Origin of the sequence: Achromobacter sp. 2789STDY5608621 (assembly GCF_001299375.1) — a bacterium.
Taxonomy (GTDB): Bacteria; Pseudomonadota; Gammaproteobacteria; order Burkholderiales; family Burkholderiaceae_B; genus Achromobacter; species Achromobacter insuavis.
This window is the reverse complement of record NZ_CYTU01000023.1, coordinates 38,721-56,458: the sequence shown is the minus strand read 5'-3', so window position 1 is coordinate 56,458 and position 17,738 is coordinate 38,721. Positions and strand designations below refer to the sequence as shown.

16 protein-coding genes are annotated in these 17,738 nt (G+C 67.1%); 8 read left to right on the top strand and 8 right to left on the bottom strand.

Features of this window, described 5'->3' with window-relative positions:
* Positions 1-11 precede the first annotated feature (11 nt).
* The 5 genes from AOZ53_RS20315 to AOZ53_RS20295 all read left to right on the top strand — a co-directional run bounded on the left by AOZ53_RS20315 (position 12) and on the right by AOZ53_RS20295 (position 4,680).
* The gene (locus AOZ53_RS20315; protein WP_054431110.1) at positions 12-1,007 is read left to right on the top strand and encodes an ABC transporter ATP-binding protein; all 996 of its coding nucleotides are present in this window, start codon (positions 12-14) and stop codon (positions 1,005-1,007) included.
* On the top strand, positions 1,004-2,020 hold the full coding sequence (locus tag AOZ53_RS20310; protein WP_082380553.1) for an ABC transporter ATP-binding protein: 1,017 nt from the start codon (positions 1,004-1,006) through the stop codon (positions 2,018-2,020). Before AOZ53_RS20315 ends, AOZ53_RS20310 begins: the two co-directional genes overlap by 4 nt.
* 108 nt (positions 2,021-2,128) lie before the next feature.
* Positions 2,129-3,331: a M20 aminoacylase family protein gene (locus AOZ53_RS20305; protein ID WP_054489075.1), complete on the top strand. Its 1,203-nt coding sequence runs from the start codon at positions 2,129-2,131 to the stop codon at positions 3,329-3,331.
* 223 nt (positions 3,332-3,554) lie between these two features.
* The gene (locus AOZ53_RS20300) at positions 3,555-4,469 is read left to right on the top strand and encodes a TauD/TfdA dioxygenase family protein (RefSeq protein ID WP_054489073.1); all 915 of its coding nucleotides are present in this window, start codon (positions 3,555-3,557) and stop codon (positions 4,467-4,469) included.
* A gap of 31 nt (positions 4,470-4,500) precedes the next feature.
* Positions 4,501-4,680 carry a hypothetical protein gene (locus AOZ53_RS20295; RefSeq protein WP_054431010.1) on the top strand — a complete coding sequence of 60 codons (180 nt, stop codon included), beginning with the start codon at positions 4,501-4,503 and terminating at the stop codon, positions 4,678-4,680.
* A 56-nt stretch (positions 4,681-4,736) separates the two neighbouring features.
* On the opposite strand, the gene AOZ53_RS20290 is transcribed toward AOZ53_RS20295, so the two are convergent.
* From AOZ53_RS20290 to AOZ53_RS20280, 3 genes are all read right to left on the bottom strand, one after another.
* The gene (locus AOZ53_RS20290; RefSeq protein WP_054489071.1) at positions 4,737-7,223 is read right to left on the bottom strand and encodes a TonB-dependent siderophore receptor; all 2,487 of its coding nucleotides are present in this window, start codon (positions 7,221-7,223) and stop codon (positions 4,737-4,739) included.
* A 162-nt stretch (positions 7,224-7,385) separates the two neighbouring features.
* Entirely contained in the window at positions 7,386-8,429 is a 1,044-nt protein-coding gene (locus AOZ53_RS20285; RefSeq protein ID WP_231689944.1) for a FecR domain-containing protein, read from the bottom strand.
* A gap of 5 nt (positions 8,430-8,434) precedes the next feature.
* Entirely contained in the window at positions 8,435-8,989 is a 555-nt protein-coding gene (locus AOZ53_RS20280) for a sigma-70 family RNA polymerase sigma factor (protein WP_054489069.1), read from the bottom strand.
* 217 nt (positions 8,990-9,206) lie between these two features.
* Between AOZ53_RS20280 and AOZ53_RS20275 the strand changes: the two genes are divergently transcribed.
* Complete coding sequence (locus AOZ53_RS20275; RefSeq protein ID WP_054431017.1) at positions 9,207-10,133, top strand: PLP-dependent cysteine synthase family protein; 927 nt, start codon at positions 9,207-9,209, stop codon at positions 10,131-10,133.
* Positions 10,134-10,393: 260 nt separating this feature from the next.
* Here the strand turns inward: AOZ53_RS20275 and AOZ53_RS20270 are convergent, their stop codons facing one another.
* The 5 genes from AOZ53_RS20270 to rpmH form a co-directional block, all read right to left on the bottom strand.
* Positions 10,394-11,839: a catalase gene (locus tag AOZ53_RS20270; protein ID WP_054431018.1), complete on the bottom strand. Its 1,446-nt coding sequence runs from the start codon at positions 11,837-11,839 to the stop codon at positions 10,394-10,396.
* A 267-nt stretch (positions 11,840-12,106) separates the two neighbouring features.
* On the bottom strand, positions 12,107-13,783 hold the full coding sequence (gene yidC, locus AOZ53_RS20265; RefSeq protein ID WP_054477883.1) for a membrane protein insertase YidC: 1,677 nt from the start codon (positions 13,781-13,783) through the stop codon (positions 12,107-12,109).
* Positions 13,784-13,831: 48 nt separating this feature from the next.
* Positions 13,832-14,155: a membrane protein insertion efficiency factor YidD gene (yidD, locus tag AOZ53_RS33635; protein ID WP_082380551.1), complete on the bottom strand. Its 324-nt coding sequence runs from the start codon at positions 14,153-14,155 to the stop codon at positions 13,832-13,834.
* Positions 14,152-14,523 (bottom strand): ribonuclease P protein component, encoded by a 372-nt coding sequence (locus AOZ53_RS20260; RefSeq protein WP_006392133.1) that lies wholly within the window; start codon positions 14,521-14,523, stop codon positions 14,152-14,154. The genes yidD and AOZ53_RS20260 overlap by 4 nt, the downstream gene beginning before the upstream one ends.
* 44 nt (positions 14,524-14,567) lie before the next feature.
* Positions 14,568-14,702, bottom strand: coding sequence for a 50S ribosomal protein L34 (gene rpmH / locus AOZ53_RS20255; RefSeq protein ID WP_003816025.1), 135 nt, complete (start codon positions 14,700-14,702; stop codon positions 14,568-14,570).
* 414 nt (positions 14,703-15,116) lie between these two features.
* Here rpmH and dnaA point away from each other — a divergent pair, with 414 nt between their 5' ends.
* Positions 15,117-16,577: a chromosomal replication initiator protein DnaA gene (gene dnaA / locus AOZ53_RS20250; RefSeq protein WP_054431022.1), complete on the top strand. Its 1,461-nt coding sequence runs from the start codon at positions 15,117-15,119 to the stop codon at positions 16,575-16,577.
* Positions 16,578-16,579: 2 nt separating this feature from the next.
* Positions 16,580-17,689 carry a DNA polymerase III subunit beta gene (gene dnaN / locus AOZ53_RS20245; protein WP_054431113.1) on the top strand — a complete coding sequence of 370 codons (1,110 nt, stop codon included), beginning with the start codon at positions 16,580-16,582 and terminating at the stop codon, positions 17,687-17,689.
* Positions 17,690-17,738 lie beyond the last annotated feature (49 nt).

Genomic DNA, 17,738 nt, shown 5'->3' with positions numbered 1-17,738 from the left:
GGGCGGACGCGATGCAGACGCAAGCTGTGGACAAGTCGCCGGTGCTCGATGTGCGGGGCCTGAAGACGCATTTCTTCACCCGCAATGGCGTAGTGAAGGCGGTCGATGGCGTCGACCTGACGGTGGCCGAAGGCGAGATCCTGGGGCTGGTGGGCGAATCGGGTTCGGGCAAGAGCATCACCGGTTTCTCGCTGATGGGCCTGCTGGATGAACCGGGCCGCATCGTCGAGGGCGAACTGCGCCTGAACGGCGAGGACCTGCGCGGCGCGTCGCCGGCGCGCTGGCGGCAGTTGCGCGGGCAGGAGATCGCCATGATCTTCCAGGACCCGATGATGACGCTGAACCCGGTGCTGCGCGTCGATACGCAGATGATCGAAGCGGTGCAGGCGCATCACAAGGTATCGCGCGAACAGGCGCGTGAACGCGCCCTGCAGACGCTGACGATGGTCGGCATCCCGTCGCCGCAGGAACGCCTGCGGACCTATCCGCACCAGTTGTCGGGCGGCATGCGGCAACGCGTAGCGATCGCGATCGCGCTGCTGAATTCACCGCGCGTCATCATCGCCGACGAACCCACCACGGCGCTGGACGTGACCATCCAGGGGCAGATCCTGTTCGAAGTGCAGAAGCTGTGCCGCGAGACCGGCACCGGCCTGGTGTGGATCACGCACGACCTGGCGGTGGTGGCGGGCCTGGCCGACCGCGTGTCGGTGATGTACGCCGGCCGCGTGGTCGAGACCGGCAGCACGCGCGACGTCATCAGCCATCCGATGCATCCGTACACGCACGGCCTGATCGCCTCGATTCCGACGCCGGAATCGCGCGGCCGGCCGCTGGTGCCGATTCCCGGCATGACGCCGTCGCTGCTCAACCTGCCGCAGGGCTGTGCGTTCCGCGGGCGCTGCCCGCGCGCCAGCGAGGCCTGTATGACCGAGCCGCAGCCCGTGGAAGTGCGCCCGTCGCAATGGGTGCGCTGCTGGCATGCCGGCGCGCCGGAGGTCCAATGAACGCCGCCGATCGCAACGCCGCCCCCATCCTGTCGCTGCGCGGCGTGGAGCTGCGCTTCACGCAACACGTGGACCTGGCCGGCCGCATCGCCAACCTGCTGGGCGCGGGTTTGAAGACGCAAGTGGTGCACGCCGTGGCCGGCGTGGACCTGGACGTGCAGCCGGGCGAGGTCATCGGCATCGTCGGTGAATCCGGTTGCGGCAAGTCGACGCTGGGACGCATCGTCTCGGGCATCCTGCCGCCCTCTTCGGGTGAAGTGCACTATCAGGGCCAGGCCGTGAAGGCCATGGCGGGCCCGCAGCGGCGCGCCTACGAGCTGGGCGTGCAGATGATCTTCCAGGACCCCTACGCCTCGCTCAACCCGCGCATGCGGGTGCGCGAGATCATCGGCGAGGCGCCGGTGGCGCACGGCCTGATCCGCGCGCGCGACAAGGCCGAGTATGTCGCCGGCCTGATGCGCCAGGTGGGGCTCGACCCGGCCTTCGCGCAGCGCTATCCGCACCAGTTCTCGGGCGGCCAGCGCCAGCGCATCGGCATCGCGCGCGCGCTGGCGCTGAAACCCTCGGTGATCGTGTGCGACGAGGCCGTGGCGGCGCTGGACGTGTCGATCCAGGCGCAGGTGTTGAACCTGTTCGAGAAGCTGCGCGACGAGCTGGACCTGACGTACCTGTTCATCAGCCACAACCTGAGCGTGGTCAGCCACATCTCGGATCGCGTCGCCATCATGTACCTGGGCCGCGTGGTCGAGCTGGCGCCGACCGACACGGTGTTCCAGCGCGCCAACCATCCATACACGCAGGCGCTGCTCAAGGAACTGCCGACGCTCACGCCGGGACGCCGCAGCTACCAGCCGATCAAGGGCGAGCTGCCGTCGCCGCTGGATCCGCCGGGCGGCTGCGCCTTCCATCCGCGATGTCCCCAGGCCATGCCGCGCTGCAAGACCGAGCGGCCGCTGCTGCGCGAGGTCGCGCCGATGCAGTTCAGCGCCTGCCATCTGAACGACCCGGCCTGACGCCAATCCGTAACAACGCTGGACGCGGCCGGCGACGGGCGCGAGAATTTCCCGGTACCCTGTCATACGACATCCGTTCTCTTCTTTCCTTTCCGCCTACCTTCCGCCATGAAAACCCTCGCCGAAATCGAACGCGCCCACGGTGAACTGACCGAACTGCGCCGTGACATCCACGCCCATCCCGAACTGGCCTTCCAGGAAACGCGCACCTCCAAGCTGGTGGCCGAGCGCCTGCGGCAATGGGGGCTGGAAGTCCACACCGGGCTGGGGAAAACCGGCGTGGTCGGCGTGCTGCGTGGCGGTAGCGGCGGCAAGACCATCGGCCTGCGCGCCGACATGGATGCGCTGCCCATGCCCGAGCACAACCGCTTCGCGCACAAGTCCACCATCAGCGGCCGCATGCACGGCTGCGGCCACGATGGCCACACCACGATGCTGCTGGGCGCGGCGCAATACCTGTCCACGCATCGCGATTTCGACGGCACCGTGGTGTTCATCTTCCAGCCGGCCGAGGAAGGCGGCAACGCCGGCGCGCGCGCCATGATGCAGGACGGCCTGTTCGACAAATTCCCCTGTGACGCGGTGTTCGGCATCCACAACATGCCCGGCATGCCGGTCAATCAGTTCGGTTTCCGCGCCGGCCCCACCATGGCGTCGAGCAACCGCTGGGACATCGTCATCAAGGGCGTGGGCGGCCACGCCGCGCAGCCGCATGCGTCGGTCGACCCGATCATCGTCGCGGCCGACATGGTGCACGCGCTGCAGACGGTCATCTCGCGCAGCAAGAACCCGCTGGAGCAGGCGGTGCTGTCGATCACGCAGATCCACGCTGGCGACGCCTACAACGTGATTCCCGGCGAAGCGGTGCTGCGCGGCACGGTGCGCACCTATTCGGTCGAGGTGCTCGACAAGATCGAGGAAGACATGCGCCGCATCGCCACCACGCTGCCGCAGGTGTACGGCGGCAGCGGCACGCTGGACTTCGTGCGCGCCTATCCGCCGCTGGTGAACTGGGACAAGGAAACCGCGTTTGCCGCGCAGGTGGCCGAGGACGCCTTCGGCGCCGAGAACGTGGTGCGCGACATGCCGCCCTTCATGGGCGCCGAGGACTTCTCGTTCTTCCTGGAGGCCCTGCCCGGCACCTATCTGTTCCTGGGCAACGGCGACGGCGACCACCGCATGGAGAGCTATCACGGCATGGGGCCGTGCCAGCTGCACAACCCGAACTACGATTTCAACGACGCGCTGCTGCCGGTGGGCGCGACGTATTGGGTCAAGCTGGTCGAGGCCTATCTGCCCAGGCACAAGTAGCGCGCCACCGCGCTTCATGCATTGTGGCGATATGCTTATGCGCGATGCCACACCAGCCGCCCGGTCTCCCGGGCGGTTTTTCTATATGACGCCAGGCTTTGTTCAAACGCCGATAACTTCGTTTGAGATACAAGGCGCGCTTTCCATAATCGGTCATTCCTGATCCATCCGCGGATGGACCGCAGCGCCGGCGCCAACGCCGCGACGCCAACCGGAGTGACCGATGTCCCAGAGCAACGCCGTGCGGCGCGAAGAGGCCGCCCCCGTCCCGCCGCCCCCGGCCGCGCAGGCGTTCGAGCTGCGGCCGCTGGCGGGGCCCGTGGGCGCCGAGCTCATCGGCCTGGACCTGGGCCGTGAACTGTCGTCCGCCGATTTCAAGCGCGTGCACCAGGCGCACCTGGACCACCACCTGCTGGTGTTCCGCGACCAGCGCATCACGCCGCAGCAGCACATCGACTTCAGCCGCCGCTTCGGCCGCCTGATGATCCACGTGCTGCACCAGTTCCACCTGGCCAACCATCCCGAGATCCTGATCGTCTCCAACATCGTCGAGAACGGCCAGCCGGTCGGCCTGGGCGATGCCGGCAAGTACTGGCATTCGGACATCTCGTACAAGGAATTGCCCAGCCTGGGCTCGCTGCTGCACGCGCAGGAACTGCCGGCGCAAGGCGGCGACACGCTGTTCGCCAACATGCACCTGGCCTACGACACCCTGCCCGCCGCATTGCGCAACGCCGTCGAGGGCAAGCGCGCGGTGCATTCGTACCTGGCCAAGTACGGCCAGCTGCAGAAGGAAGGCAACTGGCGCCCCGACCTGAGCGCGCAACAGGTGGCGCAGGTGCAGGCGGTGTCGCACCCGGTGGTGCGCACCCATCCCGAGAACGGCCGCCGCGCGCTGTTCGTGAGCGAAGGCTTCACCACCCATATCGAAGGCCTGCCGGAGGACGAGAGCCGGCAGCTGCTGGACGAGCTGTTCGCGCACAGCGTGCGGCCCGAGCACATCTATCGCCACCGCTGGCAGCCGCACGACCTGGTGTTTTGGGACAACCGCTCGCTGATCCACCTGGCCGGCGGCACGCCCGACCACCTGCGCCGCAAGCTGTACCGCACCACCATCGAAGGCGACGCGCCGTTCTAGGCCGGCCCGCGACTTATCCACAAGGAACGCCATGCGTCTGTCTCCCGATCTGCGCGAACGATTGATCCGCACCGCCACCGCCGCGGGCGTCGCGCTGGCGCTGGCCATCGTCGCGCTGGCCGCGCCCACGCCAGCCGTGGCGGGGCAAGCCGACCTGCCCGCCCCCGGCGCCGCCAGCGCGCAACACGCGCCCTCGTCCCTGCCGCGCTGAACGGTTGGCCTAGCCGGGCCTGTGGATATCCCGCAGGCCCGGGCGCAGGGCCCGCGTCAGAAGTCGGCGCGCAACGTCAGCGCGACCCGCCGCCCTTCCCCGAAGACCACGCCCTGGCTCTGCGGCATGTAGTAGTGCTTGTCGAACAGATTGGTGGCGTTCAGCGACACCGTCATGTGCGGATCGATCTTGTAGGCGATGCGCGCATCCGCGGTGTAGAAGCCGCTCTGCGTGACCGTGGTGGCTCCGCTGCCGCTGAACAGCTTGCTGGTGGCATTGATGCCGCCGCCCACTTCCCAGCGGCTGAGGTCGCCGGGCAGGCGGTAGTTGGTCCAGACCCGGAACAGGTGCTTGGGGGCGATCTGCGAGAACGCCGAGGCGCTGGTATCCAGGCTGGCCTCGTCCAGGTACTTGCTGTCGTTGTAGGTATATCCGGCCATGACGGTCCAGCCCGGCGTGATCTGGCCGGAGGCGCGCAGGTCCAGGCCGCGCGAGCGCGCTTTGCCGGCGGCCGCGAAGAACTGGCCGGTGTCATCGGTCGGCAGGGCGCGATTGCTTTGCGTGATCTGGTACAGCGCGGCCGATGTCTGCAGCCTGCCGTCCAGGTAGTTGCCCTTCACCCCCACTTCGAATTGTTCGCCTTCCATCGGCTTGAGCAGCTCGCCGGACGGCGTGCGCAGCGCCTGCGGCTGGAAGATGGTGGAGTAACTGGCATAGACCGAATGCGCGTCGTCGACGTCGGCCACCAGCCCGGCGTAGGGCGTGACCTTTTTCTTGTAGGCATCGCTGCTGGATGCGTTGCCGAACGGGTTGTAGGTCTGGTCCTGCTGATAGCGCGTATCCCACCACGAAACCCGCGCGCCGACGATGGCGGTGAGGGCATCGGTGAGGTGAAAGCGCGTGTTGCCGTAGATGCCGTACTGGCGCTGCACCACCGCGCCCTTGGAGGTATGTTCCGGCAAGCCGCTCCAGCTCGGCTTGGCGTAGGAATAGTTCCAGATGTCGATGGTCTGGAAGTTGAACAGGTTGTCGGTGCCGTAGTAGCTCGTGCCGTAGTTGTACATGCGGCTGTAGTTCGCGCCGATCACCAGGTCGTGTTGGCGTCCCAGCAGCGTGTACTTGCCGGTGGCGTTCAGGTCGTAGCTCTGGTTGTCCTCGTAGTAGTCGGTGTTGGTGGTGCCGAAGGTGGCCGTGTGGGTGGCCTTGTCGACGTTGCCGAACAGCTCGCCGGACAGCACCCGCGCCGTGTTGTGGTCGAAGCTGCCGGTCGCGGTGAGCTTCCAGTCCTGGCCCAGCTTGTGTTCGAGGCTGGCGAACACATTGGTGTTGGCGTAGCGGTCGTGATTCCACGACGCCCCGAAGAAATCGTTGCGCTTGCCGGCCACCGAATAGTCGTCATAGAGCGGCGCCTTGTCGGCCCAGCCGACGTTGGAATCGCGCTGGCTGTAGCTGACGCCCGCGCGCAGCAAGGTGTCGGCGGACAGGTCGGCCTCCAGCGTGCCGTAGTACGACTGGTCCTTGCGCCAGGTCGAATCCAGTTCCAGGTCCTTGCGCTGCGCGGCGGCCACGAAGCGCCCCCGCACCGTGCCGGATGCGTTCAGCGGGCCGCCGATATCCACCTGGCCGCCGAAGTTGTCCCGGGTGCCGGCGGTGGTCGAGACCGAGGCCGTGAATTCCGATGGCGCGCGCTTGCGCACCAGGCTGATGACGCCGCCGACGCTGCCGAATCCGCCGTACAGGCCGGCTGGACCGTCCAGCACTTCGACGCGTTCGTACATGGCCAGGCTGGGCGCATTGGTGCCGGCGGTGGACGACATGTCCGAGTTCATCACCACCGGCAGTCCGTCCACCACCATCGAGCTGATGGGGAAGCCGCGCGAATAGTATTGGACCCGGTCGGCGTCGCTTTGCAGCACCATCACGCCGGGTGTGCGCTTCATGGCCTCGTCCAGCGATTGCAGGTTCTGTTCCTGGATCTGCTGCTGCGTGATGACGCTGATGGTCTGCGGAATCTCGCGTTGCGACAACGGGATCTTCGAGGCGACCGTGGTCGGCGGATTGAGGCGCTGGGCCACCGGGTCGATGGCCGCGCCGCTGACGGCGATGGCCGGCAGCGTGGCCACGCCATTGGCGGCGGGCGCGGCCTTCAGCACATATTGTCCCTGGCTGTTGGCAACCGCTTGCAGGCCGGTGCCGGCCAGCAGCGCGGCCAGGCCGTCCGCGGCGCCGAAGCGGCCTTTCAGGCCGGGGCTGTGCTTGCCGTCGACCAGTTCGGTGGCGCTGGCGAGATAGACGCCCGCCTCGGCCGAGAAGCGCGCCAGGGCCGCCTGCAACGGACCGGCGGGGATGTCGTAGCTGCGCGTGGCGGGCGCTTGCGCGGGGCGTTCCGAGGCCATCTGTTGCGCGTGGGCGGGCAAGGCCCCGGCCGCCAGGAACGCGGCGGCCAGATGCAGGGTCAGCGCGGCGCGCCGGGGGCTGCGCAACGCAGGCGCGCGGCGCGGCCTGGCGATGGCGGGACGGGCGGGGGACAAGCGGCGGGACATGGCGTTCGATCCTTGCTGGAAGTGAGAGTGTCGTCAGCGCGTTGCCATCGCGGGGCCGCCGGCCCTGGCGTGCAATGGCGCTTTCACTTCCTGAATCAATCGAGCGGCCGCAAACGGAACCTGGCGCGCCGCGCACGCGACAAAAAAGTTGTAACGCCCATGTCAGCGCGGGGCCGCGTCGTCGGCCGCCACCAGCGTGGTCCACCATGGCATCGGCCGTTGCACCTTTACCTGCGCCGCTTGCGCCAGCAGGGCCAGGGCGCTGTCGACGTCGCGCAGCGGGAACGTGCCGAAGACGCGCCGTTGCGCCACTTGCGGCGCAACGCCGATATGGCCGAGCGTGTAGCGGCCCAGTTCATCGGCGATTTCCCGCAGGGTCAGGTTGTTGGCCAGCAGATCGCCCCGGATCCAGGCTTCGCGCGCCGGATCGGCGCGCGTGGCGGAGCCGACCTCGGCGGCGGTAAAGCGTGCCTGCCGGCCCGTCGCGATGACGGTCGGGGGCGCGTTTCGCGCGGTGCGGATCTCGACCGCGCCCTGATAGACCGCCAGCAGCGTCGCACCCGCCTCTTGCCGCACGGTGAAGCGCGTGCCGAGCGCCCGCAGCCGGCCTTCGGCGGTGTCGACCACGAACGGGCGGTCCTTGTCCGTCCCCGTCTCGATCAGGATTTCACCGGCCACCAGGTGCAGACGGCGCAACCCGGGCTGGAAGTCCCGGTTGAAGGCGCTGGCCGTGTTGAGCCAGACGCGCGAGCCATCGGGCAGCACGGTGGCGCGGATCTCGCCGGTGGCCGCGCGGTAGTCGGCGCTCCAGGCCGCGGCCAGCGGGCCCAGCGGCGTCTGGCGCCAGCCCAGCCAGCCGAAGACGCCGACGCCGGCCAGCGAGGCGATGCGGACCAGGGCGCGCCGGCGCCGCAGGACGCGCTGGCCGGCGGCGTGCAGGTTGTCGCTGGTCAGCCGCGGGTCGGGCGTGTCGCGCAAGGGGGCGAGGATGCGCTGGCTGACCTGTTCGACGTAGGCCCAGGCCTGGCGGTGACTGGCATCGGCATCGAGCCAGGCCAGCCAGCGTTGCCGGTCGGCCGCGACCGCGTCGCCGGAAATCAGCAGTGCATACCACTCGGCGGCCTGCTCCATGACATGGTGCGGCGGATTGGCGCGGGCCTGGCGCGCGTCCGGTCCTGGCGCGGGGATCAGGGGGATGGCGGCCATATGGGTCAGGCGAAGGTCGGATCCCGTAGCGCGCTGGCGGTGGCGGCCGCCTCGGTCAGCATGCAGCGCAGCATGACCTGGGCCACGTACTTGCGCACCATGCGCGGCGAGATGTGGAGTTCGGCGGCGACGTCGGCGCTCGGGACCTCGCACACCGCGGCCATCAGGAAGGCCTGGGCAGCCTTGGGCGGCAGGTCGCGCAACAGCGCGCCGATCTCCTGCAGCGCCTCCAGCACGATCGCCTGGCGCTCGGCGGACGGCGCGCAGGCCTCGGGCCGCGCCGCCAGCGTGTCGAGCCAGGCCTGCTCGATCTCGCGCCGATGCCACAGGTTGATGCACATGCCCTGCGCCATGCTGCGCAGATAGGCGCGGGCCTCGCCCGGACTGCCGAAGCCGCGCGGCGCCGGCTTGTGGATAAGCCGCAGGAAGGCGTCGTGCGCCAGGTCCGCGGCATCGGCCGCGTTGCCCAGGCGCCGCTGCAACCATCCGCGCAGCCAGCCGTGATGCTCGTGGTAGAGGGTCTCGATGGAGGGCGTGGAAAGATATCCCTGCGGATTCACGGTTCGATTCGGTGGCGGTGGAGGCTGGGGCAGACGCCCAAGGGGGGCGCATTGGCGATAAATAGTAATCATTATTGATATCGCATGAAAGGAAATTCGTCGATGCGCCGCTGCGGTGTGCGGCGCCGGGCACACTGCCCTCCTCTCTACAATGGACCGCCCGTCCCTTCTTCATCCGGCCGTCCACGGCGCCCCGGATGTGTCCTCCGGAACCCTTATGCTGGCCGCTTCCTCGATCGAACTCATCGGCAACACCCCCCTGATCGCGCTGAGCCGCGTGCACGACGGCCCCGGCCGCATAGTGGCCAAGGCCGAATTCCTGCAACCGGGCGGCAGCGTCAAGGATCGCGCCGCCAAGGCCATCCTGCTGGCCGCGCGCGCCGACGGCCGCCTGGCGCCCGGCATGCCGGTGATCGAGATGACCAGCGGCAACATGGGGGCGGGCCTGGCCGTGGCCTGCGCCGCGCTGGGGCATCCGCTGGTGGTCACCATGTCCGCGGGCAACAGCCCCGCCCGCGCCCGCATGCTGGAAGGCCTGGGCGCCGAGGTGGTGCTGGTGCCGCAGGTCGATGGCGCCCCCGGGCAGGTCACCGGCGCCGACGTCGAGGCGGCGGCCCGGGTGGCGGCCGCGCTGGCGCGCGAACGCGGCGGTTTCTACGTCGACCAGTTCAATGCCGTCGAATGCATCGCCGCGCACGAAACCGGCACCGGCCGCGAAATCCTGGAACAGGTCGGCGCCCCCGTGGACGGCTGGGTCGCGGCCGTCGGCACCGGCTGCACCTTCATGGGCGTGGCGCGCGCGCTCAAGGCGGCGAGCGCCGCGACGTTGTGCGCGGCCGTCGAGCCGCTGGGCTGCGAGGTGCTGGCGGGGGAACCGGTGACCAAGGCGCGTCACCTGATCCAGGGCACCAGCTACGGCGCGGTGCCGCCGCACTGGGATCCGTCCCTGATGGACCTGAGCATCGCGGTCACCGACGACGAGGCGCAGCAATGGCGTCGCCTGCTGGCCGTGCGGGAGGGGCTGTACGTGGGCTATTCCGCCGCCGCCAACGCGTGCGCGGCCGCCAAGCTGTTGCGCTCGGGCCGGCTGCCCGCGGACGCGACGGTGGCCACGGTGCTGTGCGATACGGGCCTGAAATACTAGCAAGCGGGTTTTCCACAGCTTCCGCGGATAACACTATCCACAGCGCCTGTGGAATTCCTGTGGATTGCCTGTGAATTGGCTGTGGACGAATGGGGATAACTTTTTTCGGCCTTGTTGTGGAAAAGTCGCTTGCGGTGGTTTTCGGAGCAAAACGCAGGCGGAACGCGCAGGCGTGGACGCGAAACCAGCCGTAAAAACAGCCAAAAATAGCGGCGGAAAGAAATCGGGCGGCCCCATGGGCCGCCCGATACGCGCCGCGCCTACAGCTTCAGGCCCAGCGCCTTGGCCACGCCCGCCGCGTAGGCCGGATCGGCCTTGCGGAAGTGTTCCAGCTGGCGGCGCTGGATTTCCTCGGGCACGCTCGCCATGTGGCGGCCGATGTTGCCGAACAGCAGTTCCTGCTGCGCCGGCGTCATCAGGCGGAACAAGGCGCCCGGCTGCGAGTAGTAGTCGTCATCGACGCGGTGGTTCCAGCGCGCGGCGGCCTGGCCGTCCAGCGGCAGCGGCGGTTCGCCGGCCGACGGGGTTTCCTTCCATTCACCCGCGCTGTTGGGCTCGTAGTTGAGCGTGCCGCCGGCATTGCCGTCCACGCGCGCCGCGCCATCGCGGTGATAGCTGTGGAACGGGCAGCGCGGCGCGTTCACCGGGATCTGGTGGTGGTTGATGCCCAGGCGGTAGCGGTGCGTGTCGCCGTACGAGAACAGCCGGCCCTGCAGCATCTTGTCCGGCGAGAAGTCGATGCCGGGCACCACGTTGGCGGGCGTGAAGGCGGCCTGCTCGACCTCGGCGAAGTAGTTCTCCGGGTTCTTGTTCAGTTCCAGCACGCCCACTTCGATCAGCGGGTAGTCGCCGTGCGGCCACACCTTGGTCAGGTCGAACGGGTTGATGTGATAGGTCTCGGCGTCGGCCGCGGGCATGATCTGCACCTTCAGCGTCCACTTCGGGAAGTTGCCCTGCTCGATGTTGTCGAACAGGTCGCGCTGCGAGCTTTCGCGGTCGTGGGCCACGACCTGCGCCGCTTCCTCGTCGCTCAGACAGGCGATGCCCTGCTGCGACTTGAAGTGGAACTTCACATAGAAGCGTTCACCGCCGGCATTGACGAAGCTGAAGGTGTGCGAGCCGAAGCCATGCTGCTGGCGCAGGTTGGCCGGAATGCCGCGGTCGCTCATCAGGATGGTGACCTGGTGCAGCGATTCGGGGCTGAGCGACCAGAAATCCCAGGCCGCGGTGGCGCTGCGCAGGTTGGTCTTGGGATCGCGCTTCTGGGTGTGGATGAAGTCGGGGAACTTGAGCGGATCGCGGATGAAGAACACCGGGGTGTTGTTGCCGACCAGGTCCCAGTTGCCTTCGTCGGTGTAGAACTTGATGGCGAAGCCGCGCACGTCGCGTTCGGCGTCGGCCGCGCCGCGTTCGCCAGCCACGGTCGAAAAGCGCAGGAACAGCGGGGTCTGCTTGCCGACCTTGGAGAAGATGCTGGCGCGGGTGTATTGGGTGATGTCGTGGGTGACGGTGAAGGTGCCATAGGCGCCCGAGCCCTTGGCATGCACCACGCGTTCGGGGATGCGTTCACGGTCGAAATGGGCGAGTTTCTCTATCAGCCAGAAGTCCTGCAACAGCGCCGGACCGCGCGGGCCGGCGGTCAAGGTGTTGTTGTTGTCGGCCACCGGCGCCCCGGAGGCGGTGGTCAGATGCTTCTTGTCGGTCATGGCTCACTCCCTACGTAATTCCTGGAATGCGCGGCGCCTGGGCCACGCTGCGTGATCGGACACCGTCCCGGACATTGCCGGCCGGGGGATATCTCCGACACATCATAGGGGTCAATTTTCTCGTTGTGAAGTTGATTGAACTACCAAATTTGATTGAAAATAACTATCGTCAGGGCGACTTGACGCGCATCGCCGTCAAACCAACGTGGAACCTGGACGAAAAAAAACCGGCCCCTGGGGGCCGGCTTTTCATGGCGCGAGCGGGAATCAGCGGTTGGCCGCGGCTTCCGTCTTGCGCTGCATGGCGCGGGTGATGGACCACTGCTGGGCGATCGACAAGGTGTTGTTGACGCACCAGTAGAGCACCAGGCCGGCCGGGAAGAAGAACATCATCCCGCCGAACACCAGCGGCATGATCATCATGACCTTGGCCTGGACGGGGTCCGGGGGCGTCGGGTTCAGTTTGATCTGCAGGAACATGGTGGCCATCATGATGGCGGGCAGAATGAAGAACGGGTCGCGGATCGACAGGTCGTGCACCCACAGGATCCACGGCGCGCCGCGCATTTCGACGCTGGCCAGCAGCACCCAGTACAGCGAGATGAACACCGGGATCTGCACCACCATCGGCAGGCAGCCGCCCAGCGGGTTGATCTTCTCGGTGCGGTACATCTCCATCATGGCCGCGTTGAGCTTCTGCTTGTCGTCGCCGTACTTTTCCTTCAGGGCCTGCAGGCGCGGGGCGACCTGCTTCATGCGGGCCATGGAGCGGTAGCTGGCGGCGGCCAGGGGGTAGAACAGCGCCTTGATCAGCACGGTCAGGGCGACGATGGTCCAGCCCCAGTTGCCCAGGATGGAATGCAGCCAGGTCATCAGCGTGAACAGCGGCTTGGCGATGATGGTCAGCCAGCCGTAGTCGACCACCAGTTCCAGGCCGGGGGCGAGCGCCGCCATGGCCTTCTGGTCCTGCGGACCGACCCACAGGTGCGAATCGACGCGGGCGGCGGCGCCCGGGGCGATCTCGCCGACGGCTTCGATGGTGCGGGCGGCGTAGACGTTCTTCTGGACTTCCAGCACTTCGTTGTTGCGCGGCTTGCCTTGCGGCGGCACCCAGGCGGTGGCGAAGTAGTGCTGCACCACGGCGATCCAGCCGTTGTCGGCCTGCTTGATGTAGTTGGCCTTCTTCTTCTCGATGTCGGCGAAGGTCATCTTCTGGAACTTGTCCTGTTCCGAGTAGACGGCCATGCCGGTGAACGTGTGATAGAAGCTGGAGGTGTCGGCCGGATCGTTGCCGTCGCGCTCGAGCTGCAGGTACAGCGCCGGCGTCACGGGGGCGGCGCCGACGTTGGCCAGGTCGTGGCGCACGTCGATGTCATAGCGGCCGCGATGCAGCGTGAAGGTCTTGGTGACCTTGACGCCGCCGGATTCGGCTTCGAACGCCACCACCAGGCTGTCGCCGGTCAGCTGGCGCTCGGTCGAGACCACGCGGAACGGGGTCTGGTGGGTGGGGAAGCTGCCGCCGATCACGCCGGTCTGGGCGATGTAGGTCAGGCCCGCGCTGCGGTCCAGCAGCACGGTGGGCTTGTCGGGCTGGCCGGTGGCCGGGTACTTCAGCAGCTCGGCGCGCACCAGTTGGGCGCCCAGCGTGTCGAAGGTCAGGCGCAGCACGTCGGTGGTGATGACCACTTCTTCCGAGCGCGTCGGCACCGGCGTGGCGGCGCCAGGCACGGCCGAAGGCGTGGCGGTGGCGGTCGCGGGCGGCGCATTGGGCACCGAAGGCGTCGCGTTGTTCGCGGCGGCCGGCGTGTCGTTGGCGGGCGTGCTGGCCGTGGGCGTGGGGGCCCCGAACAGCGACGGTTTGCCGTTATGGATCTGCCAGTTGTTCCAGAGGAGCAACAGCGAGAAGGAGAAAATCATCCAGAGGACGGTTCGTCGGATATCCATGGTGCCTACTGAAGTGAATACGGGCCAGCAAAGCCCGCCAGTTTAGCGTCAATCATGCTCGGTGCGGTGCCCATGGGAGCAGCAGGCCCCGCGGTTGGTTCCCTTGGACGGCGGAACCGGGTCCCAGCCGCCGGGCGACCAGGGGTGGCAGCGGCCGATGCGTCGCAGCATCAACCAGAAGCCGCGCCAGGGACCGTGGCGTTCGATCGCCTCGATCGCGTACGCCGAGCAGGTCGGGGTGAAGCGGCATTGCCGGCCGATCCAGGGACTCAGGAAAAACCTGTAGAACCGGATCGGGGCAATGAGTAATGCGGCCCCCACGGAACGCCCGCGTCGCGGACGGCCTGCCTGCCGGGGGGATGGCCCGTTCATCGCGCGATCCGCTCGAAGTGAGCGTCCGCTTCGGCCCGGGCCGCCTGTTTCAGCGCGGTGAGCGTGGCGGGCGTGACCTTGCTGTGCAGTCGCACGACGTAGTCTTTCGCCGGCAATCCCAGGCGCCGGTGGCGGAACGCTTCGCGGATGACCCGCTTGAGGGCGTTGCGCGTGGTGGCGTGGGCGGCGAAGCGCTTGGCGATCACCAGGCCCAGCCGGGCACAGGCGTCCTGACCAGGAGGCAGATCGTTGGAAGCGGCGCTCACAACGAAAAACGCCCCTCGGGCCAGACGCCGGCCTTTGAGGGCGGCGGCGAACTCGGAGGGGCGATGCAGCCGCGCCTCCGGCGGAAGCGTGGCGCGCGGCATGGACTGCGGGTCAGCGGGTCGGGTGTCTGCGCAAGAAGCGAGACTTAGACAGCCAGACGCTTGCGGCCCTTGGCGCGGCGAGCGTTCAGGATGGCGCGGCCAGCGCGGGTCTTCATGCGCACGCGGAAACCATGGGTGCGCTTGCGGCGGGTAACGGAAGGTTGGTAGGTGCGTTTCATGGACGATCCACAAAAAGAACAAAAGTCAGAAGGGACCTGCCCGGAGGGTTCCTGGTCGCAAATCCGGTAGCGGGTATCTAGTAAGCGCCTCGCTGCGAATTCGCACATGACATGCGGATTCACTGGCAAAGACAGGCTTGTAGACGGGGCTCTGGTCCGGGCAATACCCGGGCGACCTATTCAGCAAGGCACAGTTCCGGGGGCGGGGTAAGTGTAACCATTACCCTATTACCCGTGTGAACCTGGGCCTTCTGCGAAACCTTCTGACAGACAGAATTCGGAAAAGCCCACCATTTCAGCAAGTTTTCCCTGTCTTGTCAAACAGTTAAGGGGGCGGGTTGTGCACGCTCATGCCCTACCCTGTGGATAACCCGTGCCCAGGCAAGGTAGAATCGAGGTTTGAATAAGAGCGACATGAAAGAATTCTGGCAGACCTGCGTCAGTCGTCTTGAGCAGGAACTCCCCCCCCAACAAATCAGCGCGTGGATACGACCGCTGGTCCCGCTTGCGTATGACGAAACGCAGGCGGTGCTGCGCGTTGCCGCCCCCAACCGGTTCAAGCTGGACTGGGTGCGCAAGAACTTCTCCCACCAGATCGAAGCGTTGGCCGCGGAGTGGTTTGAGCGTCCGGTACAGGTCCTGTTCGAATTGCCCACGCAAGGCACCACCCCGCGCATGCCGGTGGCGCCCGTGCGCGCGCAGCCGCCCGTGCCGACCGCGCCTTCGGCCGCCGCGCCCCTGGGCGGCGCGCCGCCGCCAGGCATGCCGGCGCAGCCCGCCGCGCCCGCTCCCGTCGCGACCACCGCGGCGGCCGCGGCCGTGAACGCGGACGCCGCCAACATCGTGTACGAGCGCTCGCGCCTGAACACCGACCTGACGTTCGAGAACTTCGTGACGGGTAAGGCCAACCAGCTGGCGCGCGCCGCCGCGCTGCAGGTGGCCGAGAACCCGGGCACCTCGTACAACCCGCTGTTCCTGTACGGCGGCGTGGGCCTGGGCAAGACCCACCTGATCCACGCCATCGGCAACGCCATGGTGGCGGCGGGCACCGGGGTGCGCGTGCGCTACGTGCATGCCGACCAATACGTGTCCGACGTGGTCAAGGCGTACCAGCGCAAGGCGTTCGATGACTTCAAGCGCTACTACCATTCGCTCGACCTGCTGCTGATCGACGATATCCAGTTCTTCTCCGGCAAGAACCGCACGCAGGAAGAATTCTTCTATGCGTTCGAGGCGATGGTGGCGCAGCGCAAGCAGATCATCATCACCAGCGACACCTATCCGAAGGAACTGTCGGGCATCGACAGCCGCCTGATCTCGCGCTTCGATTCCGGCCTGACGGTCGCGATCGAGCCGCCCGAACTCGAGATGCGCGTGGCGATCCTGCTGCGCAAGGCCGAGTCCGAGGGCGTGCCGATGCCCGAGGAAGTGGCGTTCTTCATCGCCAAGCACCTGCGCAGCAACGTGCGCGAACTCGAAGGCGCGTTGCGCAAGGTGCTGGCCTACGCCCGCTTCCACGGCCGCGATGTGCTCACCGTGGACGTCTGCAAGGAAGCCCTGAAGGATCTGCTGTCCGTGTCCAACGGCCAGATCACCGTCGAGAACATCCAGAAGACGGTGGCGGATTTCTACAAGATCAAGGTCGCCGACATGTATTCGAAACGCCGGCCGGCCAATATCGCTTTGCCGCGCCAGGTCGCCATGTACCTGGCCAAGGAGCTGACCCAGAAAAGCCTGCCGGAAATCGGCGATCTGTTCGGTGGCCGTGACCACACCACCGTGCTGCACGCCGTACGCAAGATTTCCGACGCCCGCGCCAAGCAAGCGGAGCTCAACCATACCCTGCACGTGTTGGAACAAACTCTAAAAGGATGACCATGCAACTCGTACAAACCACACGCGATGCATTGCTGAAACCGCTGTCGACCGTGGCGGGCATCGTCGAAAGACGCCATACCCTGCCCATCCTGGCGAACATCCTGATGCGCAAGGAAGGCAACAAGGTTGCCTTCATCGCGACCGACCTGGAAGTGCAGATCACCACGCACGCCGACTTCGGTGTGGGCCACGACAACGAGTCCACCACGGTCGCGGCGCGCAAGTTGCTGGACATCCTGAAAGCCCTGCCGGACACCGGCGACGTGCGCCTGGCGCTGGCCAGCAACAAGCTGTCGGTGCAGTCGGCCAAGAGCCGCTTCGCGCTGCAGACGCTGGCCGCCAGCGAATTCCCCACCGTGGCCCAGCCCGAGCAGTGGGACGTGTCGCTGAGCATGCCGCAACGTACGCTGCGCCACCTGTTCAACATGGTGCACTTCGCCATGGCGCAACAGGACATCCGCTACTACCTGAACGGCATGCTGCTGGTGTTCGAACCGGGCCGCGTGCGCGCGGTCGCCACCGACGGCCACCGCCTGGCGCACTGCTCCACCGAAGCCGACGGCATCAGCGAACGCCACGAAGTGATCGTGCCGCGCAAGACCGTGCTGGAAATGCAGCGCCTGCTGGAAGACTCCGACGAGCTCGTCTCGATCGACGTGGCGCCGGGCCAGATCCGTTTCCGCTTCGGCGACGTCGAGCTGGTGTCCAAGCTGGTCGAAGGCAAGTTCCCCGACTTCACCCGCGTCATCCCGACCAACTACACGCGCCACTTCCTGGTGGGCCGCGAAGCCCTGCAGGGCAGCCTGCAGCGCGCCGCCATCCTGACCACCGACAAGTTCAAGGGCGTGCGCCTGCAACTGGCGCAGAACCAGATGAAGATCTCTTCTTCCAACGCCGAGCAGGAAGAGGCGCAGGAAGAAATCGACATCGACTACGGCCACGAACCGCTGGACGTGGGCTTCAACGTCGGCTACCTGCTCGACGTGCTGGCCAACGTCAAGGTGGACAACATCCAGTGGTCGGTCATGCCCGATGCCAACGCGTCGGCGCTCATCACCCTGCCCGAAGACGACCAGTTCAAGTACGTCGTCATGCCCATGCGGATCTGAGTCCGCGCAGCTGTGGGTTTGTGCCGCCCGCGGGCCTGATGGCCCGCCG

Coding starts and splice junctions, on each gene's coding strand:
- rpmH (WP_003816025.1), bottom strand. CDS start 14,702: ATGAAACGCACCTACCAACCTTCCGTTACCCGCCGCAAGCGCACCCAT.
- AOZ53_RS20315 (WP_054431110.1), top strand. CDS start 12: ATGCAGACGCAAGCTGTGGACAAGTCGCCGGTGCTCGATGTGCGGGGC.
- yidC (WP_054477883.1), bottom strand. CDS start 13,783: ATGGATATCCGACGAACCGTCCTCTGGATGATTTTCTCCTTCTCGCTG.
- AOZ53_RS20310 (WP_082380553.1), top strand. CDS start 1,004: ATGAACGCCGCCGATCGCAACGCCGCCCCCATCCTGTCGCTGCGCGGC.
- AOZ53_RS20305 (WP_054489075.1), top strand. CDS start 2,129: ATGAAAACCCTCGCCGAAATCGAACGCGCCCACGGTGAACTGACCGAA.
- AOZ53_RS20300 (WP_054489073.1), top strand. CDS start 3,555: ATGTCCCAGAGCAACGCCGTGCGGCGCGAAGAGGCCGCCCCCGTCCCG.
- AOZ53_RS20270 (WP_054431018.1), bottom strand. CDS start 11,839: ATGACCGACAAGAAGCATCTGACCACCGCCTCCGGGGCGCCGGTGGCC.
- AOZ53_RS20290 (WP_054489071.1), bottom strand. CDS start 7,223: ATGTCCCGCCGCTTGTCCCCCGCCCGTCCCGCCATCGCCAGGCCGCGC.
- AOZ53_RS20285 (WP_231689944.1), bottom strand. CDS start 8,429: ATGGCCGCCATCCCCCTGATCCCCGCGCCAGGACCGGACGCGCGCCAG.
- dnaA (WP_054431022.1), top strand. CDS start 15,117: ATGAAAGAATTCTGGCAGACCTGCGTCAGTCGTCTTGAGCAGGAACTC.
- AOZ53_RS20275 (WP_054431017.1), top strand. CDS start 9,207: ATGCTGGCCGCTTCCTCGATCGAACTCATCGGCAACACCCCCCTGATC.
- yidD (WP_082380551.1), bottom strand. CDS start 14,155: ATGAACGGGCCATCCCCCCGGCAGGCAGGCCGTCCGCGACGCGGGCGT.
- dnaN (WP_054431113.1), top strand. CDS start 16,580: ATGCAACTCGTACAAACCACACGCGATGCATTGCTGAAACCGCTGTCG.
- AOZ53_RS20295 (WP_054431010.1), top strand. CDS start 4,501: ATGCGTCTGTCTCCCGATCTGCGCGAACGATTGATCCGCACCGCCACC.
- AOZ53_RS20260 (WP_006392133.1), bottom strand. CDS start 14,523: ATGCCGCGCGCCACGCTTCCGCCGGAGGCGCGGCTGCATCGCCCCTCC.